The organism is Sphingomonas sp. Xoc002, assembly GCF_050408055.1.
GTDB lineage: Bacteria > Pseudomonadota > Alphaproteobacteria > Sphingomonadales > Sphingomonadaceae > Sphingomonas > Sphingomonas yabuuchiae.
Window position 1 is genome coordinate 1,591,815 of the sequence record NZ_CP191175.1, and the last position, 14,297, is coordinate 1,606,111.

Sequence of the window (14,297 nt, forward strand, 5' to 3'; positions counted from 1 at the left end):
CGCGCAGACCGTGCCTGCACCGGCGTCGCGCGACGACGAAAGCAGACCGCAGACTGATGCCGCGACGAGCGCTGTTCCGGCAGGGGCCGCCGCGGGCAAGAAGCCCCTTTCCAACAGCGTCTCGATCGCGAACCAGACGGCTGCGGATCAGTCCAACGTGACGCCTGCCGATGTGCAGACTCCTGCTGCGCAGGGCGCGTCTGACGGCGACATCGTGGTCACAGGCCTTCGTCAATCGCTGGCAAACGCCCAATCCATCAAGCGCAATGCCGACACGGTTGTCGACGCGATCACGGCCGAGGATATCGGCGCGCTTCCTGACCGTTCGGTCAACGAAGCGCTGCAACGCGTGCCGGGCGTTGCGATCACCCGCTTCGCAGCCGCCAGTGACACCGCTCACTTCTCGGTCGAAGGCTCGGGGGTGACCATTCGCGGTCTCAGCTATGTGCGCGGTGAATTCAACGGTCGTGACAGCTTCGGCGTATCGGGTGGTCGTGAAATCGGCTTCAACGACGTGCCGACCGAACTCGTCGGCTCGGTCGAGGTGTTCAAGAACCTGACCTCCGACCTCATCGAAGGCGGCATCTCGGGTACAGTCAACATCAACACCCGCAAGCCGTTCGATACTAAGGACACCTTGGTCTATCTGTCGGGCAGCGTGAACTATGGCGACTTCGCAAAGCGCAGCGCACCTGCGGCGGTCGGCCTTTTGTCCAAGCAGTGGCAGTTGGGTAACGGCGGACGCTTCGGCCTGCTCGCCAGCGCCAGCTACAACGAGCAGTTCAGCCGCTCGGACTCGGTGTTCTATTCCGCATTCATCCCGCGCTATAACGACGACACCAACGGCAACGGCCAGCAGGATGCGGGCGAGGGCCGGACGATCAACGCGGGCACGCCCTACGCCGCGACAGCCTATGATCACTACCCTGTCCCGTCGGGTCGCAATGTGGCCTATGTCCCGCTGGGCGCCGGTTCGCGTATGCAGGACTTTGACCGCACGCGCATCGGCTATTCGGGGGCGGCACAGTATGAGAATGCGCGCGGCAATCTGCTCGTAACGGCGCAGTTCCTTCGCGCCGAATCGAAGCAGACCTGGCTCGACCACACCGTCGAACCGAACGTCTATTACGCCGACGCCAACCAGATTTTCCCCCAGGGCTATAATCCCAATGCGCCGATTGCCGGGCAGACCTTCACGCAGCCCACTTATGACGCCAACGGCCTATTCACCTCGGGCACGCTGATCCGCAACGGCGGTGGTCAGTACACTACGCTCGGCAATCGTTACTTCCAGACCGACGGGTTTACGCAGGACCAGTCGCTGAATGTGAAGTGGGACCCGACCGATCGCCTGCACCTCAATTTCGACGGGCAGTATGTCTATTCGAAGGGACGGGATTCGGACGACGTCGTCGAGCTCGCCATCTTCTCGGGCGTGTCGATCGACGGCCGCAACGGCGTGCCCAAGGTCGGGGTGATTCCGCCCAACGGTCAGTCGGCGGCGGCCTATTTCAGCGACCCGACCAAGATCTACATCCGTGACGCGATGAATAATCGCACCAACAGCGACGGCCATGAATGGGCGTTCAAGGCGGATGCGCAATATGACCTGTCTGAGGACTCGTTCCTGCGCAAGGTCCGCGTCGGTGGCCGCTATTCCGATCGCGACCAGACGGTGAAGACCAACGACTATAACAATTGGGGTGCCGTCTCGGACACCTGGACCTCGGGTGGCCCCGCCACGGCAGCCCAGTATCCTGGCGCGGTAAACGGCTTGAATTTCACTGATTTTTATCGTGGCCAGGCAAACACCCCGCCTTCGACCATTTCGCTGCGTGACTCGCTCCTGACCGATCACGACGCGCTTACCGCGCTGCTCCGCCAGGCGACCAAGGCCTCGGGCGGCGGCTACACGCCGCTGGAGGATCGCGGTACGAACCTAGTGGACGGCTATTTTCTGCCGAACGAAGTCTATAATGTGCGTGAGCGGACCTATGCCGCCTATGCGCGTGTCGATTTCGGTGCCGACAATATCGGCGGCGGCCAGACCAGCCTGTCGGGTAACATCGGCCTGCGCTTCGTCCGCACCCAAGACGAGTCGGTCGGCGGCGTCACCTTCCCGCAGATCAGTACGACGCTGGGCGGCTTCTCGACCGTCGCGGCCTTCTGCGCTTCGCCCAATACCAATAACACCGTGCGTCCGATCTGTACGCTGTCCGCAGCCCAGCAGGCGGCGGTCGTCGCCTTCTCGAACGGTGCCTCGACCGCCGACGTAGCGCGGCAGAGCTTCAACAAGTGGCTCCCCAGCCTCAACTTGAAGTATCAGGTCACGCCGACCCTGCTGTTCCGCTTCGCAGCGTCCAAGGCGATCTCCCGCCCGGCCTTCAACGACCTGCGCAACTTCGTCGGGCTGACCCCGTCGGGCGGCAACACCACGGGATCGTACGGCTTCCAGTCGAGCGCGCGTAACCCGTATCTTCGTCCGGTCGACGCCAAGCAGCTCGACCTGACGGCCGAGTGGTACTTCGCCAAGGTCGGTTCGCTGACCGGCGCTGTGTTCTACAAGGAATTGTCTAACATCATCCTGGACAATTATGGCTTTGTGCGGAACTTCACCAACAACGGTCAGACCTTCGCCGTGTCGGTGAATGGCCCGGCCAACGCACCGGGTACCGCGAACATCAAGGGTGCGGAGCTGTCCTACCAGCAGACCTACGACTTCCTGCCGGGCGTGCTGCGCGGTCTGGGGACGCAGGCGACGTTCACCTATATTGATCCGGGCAAGATCCCGAACGCGACGCCCAACAACGGCCCTGCCGATGGCAGCCGTCCGCCGGTCGACGTGGCCGGGCTCTACAACACGCTGCCGCTGGCCCAGCTGTCGAAGTACAATTTCAATGTCTCGGCCTTCTACGACTTTAACGGCATTTATGCACGTATCGCGTATAGCTGGCGGTCGAAGTATCTGCTGACCAACCGCGACTGCTGCTTCCCGTTCCTGCCGGTCTATGCGCTGGCGACGGGCCAAGCGGATGCTTCGCTGTTCTACACGGTCAACAAGCAGTTCAAGATCGGCTTGCAGGTGCAGAACCTGCTTGATGCGACGACACGGACGACGTTCGTGCTCAACCAGACCGGGCTGGAAGCGCCACGCACCTGGTTCAAGAGCGATCGTCAGTTCCAGCTGAGCGTTCGCCTGACCTACTGAAGACTTCCCCCCCCGGGGAGCACCTGGGCCGCGGCGATCAGCCGCGGCCTTTTTTGTGCCTATCGCCCCGCTTGAATCAGCGTGGCATCGGAGGGCACCAACCGGTCGAGAAAGGGCAGGATTGCTGCGCCGACGGCCGATGCATCCATGGAAATGCTCGCAGGCAGGATCACGGCGGATCGAGGCATGGCGACAACCGCCAACCGCTCGGCCAAGGCTTGAGCCAATCGCGTGACGAGGGCGGGTGGCAGCCGGCCCCCGATCAGGATCGCATTGGGGTCGATAAGGCAATTGACTGCGATGATCGGCCCGACAAGCGCGCGCACGGAATCTTGAATCCAATCTTCTATGAGTGGTTCCGCCCCCTCGGGCAGTTCGGCCAGTGCCGGTACGTTTGAAACCTCATACCCCGCAGCCGCCAGCCGTATGATCAGCGAAGATACCGACACCGTATCTTGCACACACGCATCCGTATGGCCGCCTCCCAGATCGGGCATCAGTCCGATCTCACCCGATCGATTGGATGCACCCCGCCGGTAATGGCGATCGATCACCAGCCCGCCGCCCAGACCCGCGCTGACCAAAAGATAGAAAAAATTGGGATTGTCAAAACCTGTCCCATATTCCGCCTCGGCAAGAGCCGCCGCCGCGGCGTCATTGTCGCAATGGATCGGCCACGGCAGCATCTGGCTGAGCAGATCGAAAAGATCCGTCTCGTCCCAGATGGCATAGCCGGGGGGCGAATGCGGTATGGCGATACTGCCCATCTTGTCGGGTATTGCCACTCCGATTCCGACGATGCGGCTCCGGTCTATGCGTCCTTTCGCAATCGCGGCGTCAAGTTCGTCGTGGAGGAAATCGAGGAGGTCGCTCGGCATCGGGAAGCGCATCTCGCGTGTCACCCGGCTCCGCACCTCGCCCGCCAGGTCCAACGTAACCAAGGTCAGGTGATCGCGATCGACGTTGATTCCAATTCCGAACGCACCATCTGGCTCGATCGTCAGCTTCAGCGCGGGTTGGCCGCGTCCCCCGGATCGCCGTCCTGCGACCTTTATCAGCCCCGCTTGAGCCAGCTTGCCGGTGATGTTGGCGATCGCGGCAGTGGTCAACCCCGTCTGTTGTGCGATATCGACCCGCGTGATGTCGGGGCGAAGGCGTATCGCCTGCAGTACGGTGCGCAGATTATAGTCGCCCGCCCGCGCCAGATTCGTTCCGGATAGCGAGACAGACAGCCGCGCATCACGCCGGTTTACCCCAACAGCTGGATCGAGTTCCTGCTGCTTTCCAAAAAGGCCCTCCGTAACCCCCTCCTCCAATTTTTGCGTCGTGGTATCCGCCGTCCTGAGAAAGCTCAATCTGCGATCGGGCGGGGGCAGGGCCTGGCGAGCGCGGTGCGGATGGCGGCTTCCGCGACGGGTGCCATCGCGGCGTAGCCTGCCTCATTGGGGTGGACGCCGTCATAGGTGAAGCTGGCGCGGGTCGCCTGTCCGTCGTGCAGCGCCGACCAGTAATCGGCATAGGTTGAATCAGTACGCTTTGCATAGTCCTGCATCCAGGCGTTCAGCACCGCAATCCGCGACCTGGTGTCGAGGCCGGGTCGCCAGGGGAAGTGATCGGCGGGCGGAATGGAGGCCAGGATCACGCGGATGCCGTGCGCGCGGGCCAGTTCAGCCATCGACATGATGTTCGCTTCGGTCTGTTCGGGCGTCATCGGGCCGGTATTGCCCGCGATATCGTTGGTGCCCGCCATGATCTGAACCATTTGCGGTTTAAGGTCGATCACGTCCTGACGAAAGCGGAGCAGCATCTGCGTCGTCGTCTGCCCGCCGATGCCCCGGCCGACCCGTCCTGGCGTGAAGAAGCCCGGCATCTTGTCGAACCATCCCTGCGTGATCGAGTCTCCCATGAAGACGATCGTCACGGGGCCCGTCACTTTGGTATTGGCCTCGCGGTAGCGTCCCAACCAGCCGAAGTCGTTGTGCAGCCGGATTTCACCTTCGTCGGGTGCCTTCTGCACGGGTGCGGCTGCCGGGGCGGGGGTAGCGATGGCAGGCGTCTGCTGCGCAGACACCGAAGTCGCCATTAGGATAAGCAGGGCAGGGGCGTAGCGCATCGACCTCTCCGGCACGGAAATTGGCATGCCTCCGACCGCCGGATGCCGCCTCTCCCTTTCCCTGCCACATGGATTGCAGTCAGGGTTACGGCTATCCTAATCCCTCGATAAGAAAATTTGAAATAAGTTTTCTTGACAGCGGCGTCCGGAAACCGGCACGTCGGGGTATAAAAGACAGGGGAGGATATTTCATGGCGTTTCACCGCATTCTGGCCATGTTCATGGCTGCGACGGCCCTGAGCGGCGGTGCGATCGGACAGCAGACTGTATCCGCATCTGATGCTGGAAGCGCTGTAGCGCATCCCGATCTATGGCCCCAGTTGCCCCTGAAGCGCCAGCGTGATCCCAAGGTCGAAGCGCGGGTCGACCAGATCCTGTCGCGCATGACCGTCGAGGACAAGGTCGGCCAGCTGATCCAGGTCGACATCGCTTCGATCACCCCCAAGGACCTCGAGACCTACAAGCTCGGCTCGATCCTGAATGGCGGCAATTCCGCCCCCAATAACGACGAATTCGCGCCCGCGCCCGAATGGTTGAAGCTTTTCGACGCCTTTTACGATGCCTCTGCCAAGCGAAGCGACGGTCGGCCGCAAATACCGCTGATCTGGGGCACCGACGCGGTGCACGGGGCGAACAATATCGTCGGCGCGACCTTGTTCCCCCACAATATCGGTCTGGGCGCGGCGCGTGATCCCGAGCTGATCCGCAAGATCGGCGCAGCGACGGCGGCCGAGACGGCTGCGACAGGCATCGACTGGAGCTTCGCGCCGACCGTCGCCGTAGTCCAGGACGACCGCTGGGGTCGCACGTACGAAAGCTATTCGGAAGATCCCGCCATCGTCGAGTCCTATGCGGGCAAGATGGTCGAAGGTATCCAGGGGACGGTCGGCGGCGACTTCATGAAGCCGGGCCACGTCATTTCATCGATCAAGCACTTCTTGGGCGACGGCGGCACGGGCGGGCGCGACCAGGGCGATACGCGCGTCCCCGAAGAGGTGCTGCGTGACGTTCACGCCGCCGGTTATCGCAGCGGGCTGGTCGCGGGTGCGCTGACCGTGATGCCAAGCTTCTCAAGCTGGAACGGCACCAAGATGACGGGCAACAAGAGCCTGCTGACCGGCGTGCTTAAGGAAAGGCTCGGATTCGACGGCTTCACCATCGGCGACTGGAATGCTCATGGGCAGGTGCCGGGTTGCACCAACGAGGATTGCGCGCCCGCGATCAATGCCGGGCTCGACATGTTCATGTATTCGGGTCCGGGCTGGAAACAGCTTTACGCGAACACGCTGCGCGAGGCGAAGGAGGGCACAATCCCGGCCGCGCGCCTCGACGATGCGGTGCGGCGTATCCTGCGCGTCAAGGTGCTGGCAGGCAGCTTCGAGGCGGGGCGGCCGTCGTCGCGTCCGATCAGCGGCAACTTCGATCTGATCGGCGCGCCCGAGCATCGCGCCATCGCCCGCCAGGCGGTGCGCGAGTCGCTCGTCCTCTTGAAGAACAACGGGAATATCCTGCCGCTCAAGCCCGGCGCCAATATCCTGGTCGCGGGGCGCGGTGCTGACAATATCGGACAGCAGGCGGGCGGCTGGTCGATCACCTGGCAGGGGACCGGCGTGACCAACGCCAATTTCCCCAATGCCCAGTCGATCTGGTCGGGCATCGACGAGGCGGTCAAGGCGGGCGGCGGCAAGGCGACGCTGGCGATTGACGGGAGCTATGCCGCCAAGCCCGACGCGGCGATCGTCGTCTTCGGTGAGACGCCCTACGCCGAATTCACCGGTGACCGTCCGACCCTGGAATACAGCCCGGAGGACAAGAGCGACCTAGCGCTGCTCAAAAAGCTGAAGGCCGCCGGTATCCCGGTCGTCGCGGTATTCCTGTCGGGCCGCCCGCTCTGGGTAAACCCCGAACTGAACGCGGCCGATGCCTTTGTCGCGGCCTTTCTGCCCGGCACCGAGGGCGGCGGTGTCGCCGACGTGCTTATCGCCGGGCGTGACGGCAAGCCGCGCAGCGACTTCCACGGCAAGCTCAGCTTCTCGTGGCCCAAGCGGCTCGACCAATATGTTTTGAACAAGCGTGACGCCAATTACGACCCGCTATTCCCGATCGGCTATGGCCTGACCTATGCGCAGGGTGCGACCTTGCCGATGCTGAGCGAGGTCCGTCCGGCCGTTGCAGCGGGCGACCAGAACGCGCTGTTCGTGCGCGGCCGCGTCGTCGCGGGCGCGCGCCTCGATGTCTCGGGTGCAGTTCAGCAGAGCCGCGTCGATCGCGCCGCGCAGGAGGACAGTCTTCGCTTCGTATTCTCAGGCGACGGCTTGGCCAGCGCCGCGATCGAGGAAGCCAAGGCGATCGACATCACGCGCGAATCCAACGGTCAGCTCAGCCTGCTGATCGACTATCGGGTCGTCGGCGGGCCTACTGGCGAAGTGACGCTGGGCATGGAGGGCGGCAAGGTGGCGAGCGTACCTATCACTGGCGCGCTGAAGGCTGAATCCGGTCAGTGGCGCCAACTTGCGGTGCCACTGCGTTGCTTTGCCGATGGTGGCGTGGCGATGGGATCGGTGACCAAACCCTGGGTCCTTGCCACCCACAGCAAGCTGACCCTCGATATTTCCGCGATCCGCATCGCCAGCGCCCCCCCCGGCCCGGTCAGCTGCGGCGTTCGCTGAGACGAGAAAGACGTCAGGGGCAGTCGTGCGGCCGCCCCGCAACGATAGCGATGACGACCCGGAGCAGGCATCGGGCTGCGCCGAGGCGAAGTGGTAGAGGATGGTGGGATGACGAAGGTGATGGACCGGCGCGGTTTCATGAGTGCGGTCGGACTTCTGGTGGGTGCGGCCGGCGTTCCGGCGTCGGCGGCCCGGCAAGCGGGTGAGCGCGCCTTCGTGCGGCGTGACGGTATGCGCCTGATGATCGGCGACGAGGTCTATCGCTTCGCCGGCGCAAACATGTGGTACGCCGCCTATCTCGGCGCCGATGCCCCTTACGGCGACCGGGCACGGCTGGCCCGCGAGTTGGATACGCTGGCCGCGATGGGCGTCACCAACTTGCGCATCCTGGCCTCGGCCGAGGAAGGCCCGCTCCACAACTCTATCAAGCCGGGCTTCCGTACCGCGACCACGATCAACCAGACGCTGCTCGCCGGGCTCGATTATGCCCTGTCCGAAATGGCGAAGCGCAATATACGTGCGGTTCTCTACCTGACCAACTTCTGGGAATGGTCGGGCGGCATGATGACCTATCTGTCCTATGTGAACGGCGGCGCGTTCATCAACGCCAACGATCCAGCGCACCCCTGGCCCGCCTTTGCCAATTTTAACGCGCAATTTTACGGCAATGCCCGCGCCAAGGCGATGTATGACGATTGGATTCGAACCGTCGTGTCCCGGACCAACAGCGTCACCGGCAAGCCCTATACTGCCGATCCGACGATCATGGCGTGGCAGTTGTCCAACGAACCTCGTCCGGCTGGCGATGCCGCGCATGCCCATCTCGATCAATTCTATGGCTGGGTGCGCGACAGCGCGAAGCTGATCAAGTCACTGGACGCCAATCATCTGGTTTGCACCGGCTCGGAAGGATTAAAGGGCGCGCTGGAGCAGCCGGGCATCGTCCTGGCCGAGCATGGCATCCCCGAGATCGACTATCTGACCGCGCATATCTGGCCCAACAACTGGGACTGGGTGAAGCAGACCGACCTCACCAACACCTACAAGCGCGGCGAGACGCTGACCCAGAATTATATAGCCAAGCATGTCGGCTTTGCCCGACAGCTCGACAAGCCGCTGATCATCGAGGAATTCGGCTATCCGCGCGATGCCGGGAGCAACGATCCGAAGGTGGCGACGACCTTCAAGGATCGCTTCTACAAATTGATCTATGCCGCAGCGCTGCGCGACATGCAGGCGGGCGGCCCGATCGCCGGAACCAATTTCTGGGCCTGGAACGGCGAAGCCCGCGCACAGCATGCGGACTATCGGTTCCGCGACGGTGACGGCCAATATATGGGAGACCCCCCGCACGAGCCGCAGGGATGGTACGGCATCTTCACCGGCGACACGACTGTACGGCTTGTCGCCGACCATGCCAAGGCGATCGCCCGTCTTCCCAAGACCCGCTGAGACAGGAACAGCCGTCATGCTCCGTCGCGTCCTTCGTCCGCTCGCCGTCGCCATGCTCCTTCTCCAGGCGGCGCCCCCCGTCCTCGCGCAGGAGGTGTTGGATACCGACCCCAATACGCTCGCCCCGTCAAAGGACCCAAAGCGCACCGCCAACGGCCTTGCCCAGACTCCGCCCATGGGGTGGAACAGCTGGAACAAGTTCGGCTGCAACGTGAACGAGGAAGTGATCCGCGAGACAGCGGATGCGATAGCGTCCAACGGTATGAAGGCTGCGGGCTACGAATATATCGTCATCGATGATTGCTGGCACGGCACACGCGATGCGAACGGCTTCATCACCGAGGATCGCACTCGCTTTCCTAGGGGGCTGACGGCGCTGGGCAACTACATCCATGCCAAGGGGCTTAAGTTCGGTATCTATTCTGATGCGGGGACAAAAACCTGCGGCGGGCGGCCTGGGAGCCAGGGGCATGAATATCAAGACGCGCTGCAATATGCCCGCTGGGGTGTCGACTATCTGAAATATGACTGGTGTTCTACTGGCGTGCGCAATGCCGAGGAGGCCTATGCGACCATGGCCGACGCGCTGCGTGCGACGGGACGGCCAATTCTGTTCTCACTGTGCGAATGGGGGAATTCAAGGCCTTGGCTGTGGGGCGAGAAGATCGGCAATATGTGGCGTACCACCGGCGACATCACCGACAAATGGGAAGGCAAGCACGGCTATAGCTGGGGTGTGGCGTCGATCGTCGACCTCAACGAGCCGCTCTGGCCGTTCGCCGGGCCAGGGCATTGGAACGACCCTGACATGCTGGAGGTTGGCAATGGCGGCCTGACCGAAGCCGAATATCGCGCGCACTTCTCGCTCTGGGCTATGATGGCCGCGCCGCTGATCGCGGGAAACAACGTGGCGGACATGACCCAGGCAACGCGCGACATCCTGCTCAACCGTGAGGTCATCGCGGTCGATCAAGATCCACTCGGCGTTCAAGGTCATCGAGTGACACGCGTCGGCAAGCAGGAGGTCTGGGTCAAGCCGATGGCGGATGGTGGCCGCGTGCTGCTTTTGTGGAACCGGGGCGACAAACCCACACGGATCGTTGCAGACTGGGCGATGTTGGGCTTGCCGGCTAGCGTCAAAATGCGCGGCCGCAACGTGTGGAGTCACAGAGATTTGGGGCAGTTATCTAGCAGCTACCAAGCTGAAGTGGCGCCACATGACGTCATTATGATCGTATTGGGGGGTGAATCCTCAATCTAAAGAAGTAAAATTTCTTGATTTTGCGAAATATCCTAAACGCAAGTTGAATACTTTGTTAAGGAGGGGAAAATTTATTGAGCGTGCGCAGGGCGGGATTTTTTCTTCCAAATGATGTCACTCCGCGCGCTGGCGTAGATCGCTTAAACCGCCAACTGGCTAATATGAACAAACGACAGGTGCCGGGCGGCAGGAAATGCCTATGAATGGCGGAGATTGAGTCATCGCATTCAAGGGTGGGCTGGCAACTCTCACCCACATTACGCCGTTTTCCGTCGCTATCGGCGAGCCTCATACCTGCCATTGCGAACCGCCCGCCCATCGAGCACATTGCTATTATGCAAGTTTCAATCATCTTCGATGCGGCTTTTAGGAGCTACGCTGCAGGGGCTGTATGGATAGTAGATACTGCCGAAAACCGCCGATGGTTTGACAAGCAGGTCGATCTTGATGCCAGAAGTGCCGTATTCAACCTGGAAGGCGGGATGGTTGGGCGTGAAGCAATATTGCGGTCGATCTGGAACGTCCAAGAGCACTATACAGATTGGTCGCAGATTTTCGTTATCGGCGTGCCCACCAATATTGAGTTGTCGGATGACCTGCGCGACGAGGGTAAGGTGATAGCGACGAAACAAGGGTTTGCGCTCGCCCGCGTATAGTCGGCTTGTCGGTCGCAGCGCTCCAAAAGCTGCCTGTCGCTCCACCACCAATCTCCGCCGTTGCGAGTGACCGAGCGGGCTCGCTCAAGCAGCCGATCCGCTTATATGAACGAGCGGCAGCTTTCGAGAGGCGAGAAGGCACGTGCGAACGGCCGAAATTGGGTCCTCGTTACGCTGAGGCAGGGTGGCCACTTCCACCCAGTTGCGGGCGTTCACGCGTATGCTATCCAAAGGAGATGACAGGTAGGGCTGACATCACGGCCCGGATAGCTGCGGTCTGCTATACCGGCATGGTAGCAGCGGGAGTGTGGTTCACGCTCGCGTGGGCGGGCGCCAATGACCAGTGGCGTCTTGACGAGTTGCTCGGCTTCGCGGTCGTCGCGCTGTCGCCGATACCGGTGTGCATTCTCTGCTTTCGACGTAGCGTGTAGCCGTTCCGCTTCCGCCCAATTGCGGACATGCCGTCAGGAATCTAAGCTGGGCGTTCTCTCAGCTGGGCCGGTGGATTAGACCCGGCGAGGGGAAAAGCTGGGGCCTTGCAGAAGGCAGCGGAGCCTTCACCGCTCTCCCAGCACCACGTATCCGCTAACGCCCCAAACACGGACATCTCGGTTCTCGCCAACGCGCATATTCCGTTAGTATGACTGGGCGACTTGAGAATGGCTATTCAGACGTCACTTCCGCGCCGCCAACCATAGGGGTGGGTTTCGGACCGGAAGGTAAGGGTGCCATTTCGCCCCCGTCATCTTTTCTCGACGTCAACCAATTTGGTAATGACGGTCCATAGCGCTTCCACATTTCCTTGATCGCCATTCGCTCTTGGACAGTGGGCGGGGGTGAACCGCTGAGATCCTTTAGTGGCATTGCGCATCTCACTCAGTAGCTGGATCGCAGTCATAGCACACTTTGCGCCGGGACACCGGCTGCCTTCCACCCATCTCCGCCGTTCCGGGTGGCCGATCGGGCTCGCTGAAGCAGCCGGTTCGCTTATATGAACGAGCGGCAGCTTTCGGGAGGCGAGAAGGCACATGCGAACGGCGGGGATTGGGTCAGGCCGTACCTACCAGCGGTGTGCCTTCAAGCGCGGCAAGCGTGCCGGTAACGCCTCGGTCGATGATGAGCAGGAACACGCGCTTTGCGGCCTGTACATCGCCCGTACGGCCGAGCTCGGCGTGCGCGCGTAGGAACGCCGTGCTCCATGCCGAGGCGATCAGCCCGGCGGCCAGATGGGCAAGGACCTTATCGTCCCAGTCATGGTGCTCTTCCTGCAAAAGGGCAGCCAGATCTTGAACGAAATGGTCGCGCATCTGGCGTCCTCGCGCCATCAACGTCTCGCTGGCCAGTGCCGTCTCGACAAAGGCCTGCGTATGTTCAAACAAGGGAAAGGCCTCGGACGGCTGTTCGATCATCTGGTGGGCCAGTACGCCCAGCGCTTCGATCGGCGAGGTTCGTGACGGGCGCGAACGGATTGTGTCGAACGCCAGATTGCGCGCTTCCTCTTCTCGGTCGAAGAACATGTCCTCCTTGCGCGGAAAGTGATTGAACACCGTCATGCGTCCGACATCGGCGGCGTTCGCGATCTCGTCGATCGTTACCTGATCGAACCCACGGTCCATGAAGAGGCGGGTCGCGACGTCGGATATGGTTTGGCGGGTCGCCAAGCGCTTCCGGGTCCGTCGATCCATCCGAGCATCCTTCGCTGTATTGCTCATTAAACTATACTCGGTATATAATGATGGCATATCCATTTTGGAGATGCCCTCATGGTTCCGTCAACCCGCGACGCGCTTGGCACTCGTTCCGACCACGGTGCCGTCCTCATCAGCGGTGCAAGCTTTGCCGGTCTAGCCACCGCCTATGGGTTGAGGCGGCTTGGCTATCGCGTTACCATCATTGAGGCGGCACCGGGGTTGCGACGTGGTGGCACACCCGTCGACATCGAAGGTGAGACGATCGATATCCTGAAGAGGATGGGCCTCATCGACCGTGTCAGGGCCAAGGCGCTGCCGTCTCGCCGGTTTGCGTTCAAGAATGCGGATGATTCCACCCTGGGTTCGATGGGAGTTGGCGGCGATCAAGCCTCGGAGGTACGGTACGAAATCCATCGCGATGACCTGCTGGACATCTTGTTCGATGCGGTGGCGGACGATGTCGAGTTGCTGTTCGGCCGGTCGATCACGGGGCTCGTCAAGCGCGCGGACGGGGTAGCGGTGGCTCTGGACAACGGCGAGCAGCGTGACGTCGCGGTGGTCGTCGGGTGCGACGGCAACCGGTCGAATACGCGGCGGCTGGTGTTCGGAAGTGGCGATCAGTTCACCTATTTCATGGGCGGGTATTTCTTCCTGAAAGTCGTGCCGGAGACCGGGTTGCTTCCCGCCGATACGACAGAGGTTTTCCGGACGCCTGGGCGGATGGCGATGCTCAACGGCTACGATGATCGCACCGACATCGGCTTCGGTTTTCGGACGGAAAGCGAGATCACCTATGATTATCGCGATCGGGCGCAGCAGCGGCGGTTGATCGAGGAACGGGTCGGCGATCTGGGCTGGAAGGTGCCGGCCATGCTCGCGGCCGTCGCTGGGGACGACGATTTCTATTTCGACCGGATCAATCAAATCCGAATGCCGTGCTGGTCGCGTGGCCGGGTCGTGCTGGTGGGCGATGCGGGGTATTGCGTCTCGCCGCTCGCGGGCCTCGGCGGTTCGATGGCCATCATCGGCGCGGGTCGTCTGGCAGCAGCCTTGGAGCGCTATCCCGACGATCATGCGTCTGCATTCCGTCACTATGAGGACGGGTTGCGGCCGTTCGTCGAGCAGATACAGGAGCGGGCGGCCAGCGACGGCATGTCGACCATGTGTCCGGCGGACGAGGATGAGCTTGCCGAGCGTAACCGAGAGATCGCCGCAGGCGATATGGGTTGGTAGCCTTCTCGCCAGGC

Annotated in this window: 9 protein-coding genes; 6 read left to right on the top strand and 3 right to left on the bottom strand. The window is 62.0% G+C overall.

The features are described from left to right. Positions 1 to 10: 10 nt before the first annotated feature. Positions 11 to 3,208 (top strand): TonB-dependent receptor, encoded by a 3,198-nt coding sequence (locus ACQR50_RS07190; protein ID WP_428970378.1) that lies wholly within the window; start codon positions 11 to 13, stop codon positions 3,206 to 3,208. A gap of 59 nt (positions 3,209 to 3,267) precedes the next feature. Here the strand turns inward: ACQR50_RS07190 and ACQR50_RS07195 are convergent, their stop codons facing one another. Together ACQR50_RS07195 and ACQR50_RS07200 are read right to left on the bottom strand one after the other, a co-directional pair. Next, the gene (locus ACQR50_RS07195) at positions 3,268 to 4,563 is read right to left on the bottom strand and encodes an ROK family transcriptional regulator (protein WP_428970379.1); all 1,296 of its coding nucleotides are present in this window, start codon (positions 4,561 to 4,563) and stop codon (positions 3,268 to 3,270) included. Then, positions 4,560 to 5,321 carry a GDSL-type esterase/lipase family protein gene (locus ACQR50_RS07200; RefSeq protein ID WP_428970380.1) on the bottom strand — a complete coding sequence of 254 codons (762 nt, stop codon included), beginning with the start codon at positions 5,319 to 5,321 and terminating at the stop codon, positions 4,560 to 4,562. The genes ACQR50_RS07195 and ACQR50_RS07200 overlap by 4 nt, the downstream gene beginning before the upstream one ends. A gap of 191 nt (positions 5,322 to 5,512) precedes the next feature. On the opposite strand from ACQR50_RS07200, the gene ACQR50_RS07205 reads away from it, so the two are divergent. The 4 genes from ACQR50_RS07205 to ACQR50_RS07220 all read left to right on the top strand — a co-directional run bounded on the left by ACQR50_RS07205 (position 5,513) and on the right by ACQR50_RS07220 (position 11,359). Beyond that, complete coding sequence (locus ACQR50_RS07205; RefSeq protein ID WP_428970381.1) at positions 5,513 to 7,990, top strand: glycoside hydrolase family 3 N-terminal domain-containing protein; 2,478 nt, start codon at positions 5,513 to 5,515, stop codon at positions 7,988 to 7,990. Positions 7,991 to 8,098: 108 nt separating this feature from the next. Beyond that, positions 8,099 to 9,442 carry a glycoside hydrolase 5 family protein gene (locus ACQR50_RS07210; RefSeq protein WP_428970382.1) on the top strand — a complete coding sequence of 448 codons (1,344 nt, stop codon included), beginning with the start codon at positions 8,099 to 8,101 and terminating at the stop codon, positions 9,440 to 9,442. A 16-nt stretch (positions 9,443 to 9,458) separates the two neighbouring features. Next, positions 9,459 to 10,703 carry a glycoside hydrolase family 27 protein gene (locus tag ACQR50_RS07215; protein ID WP_428970383.1) on the top strand — a complete coding sequence of 415 codons (1,245 nt, stop codon included), beginning with the start codon at positions 9,459 to 9,461 and terminating at the stop codon, positions 10,701 to 10,703. A gap of 203 nt (positions 10,704 to 10,906) precedes the next feature. Continuing rightward, positions 10,907 to 11,359 (top strand): hypothetical protein, encoded by a 453-nt coding sequence (locus ACQR50_RS07220; protein ID WP_428970384.1) that lies wholly within the window; start codon positions 10,907 to 10,909, stop codon positions 11,357 to 11,359. 1,049 nt (positions 11,360 to 12,408) lie between these two features. Here the strand turns inward: ACQR50_RS07220 and ACQR50_RS07225 are convergent. Further along, positions 12,409 to 13,044, bottom strand: a complete 636-nt coding sequence (locus ACQR50_RS07225) for a TetR/AcrR family transcriptional regulator (RefSeq protein WP_428970385.1) — start codon at positions 13,042 to 13,044, stop codon at positions 12,409 to 12,411. 78 nt (positions 13,045 to 13,122) lie between these two features. Here ACQR50_RS07225 and ACQR50_RS07230 point away from each other — a divergent pair, with 78 nt between their 5' ends. After that, positions 13,123 to 14,283, top strand: coding sequence for an FAD-dependent monooxygenase (locus ACQR50_RS07230; protein ID WP_428970386.1), 1,161 nt, complete (start codon positions 13,123 to 13,125; stop codon positions 14,281 to 14,283). Positions 14,284 to 14,297 lie beyond the last annotated feature (14 nt).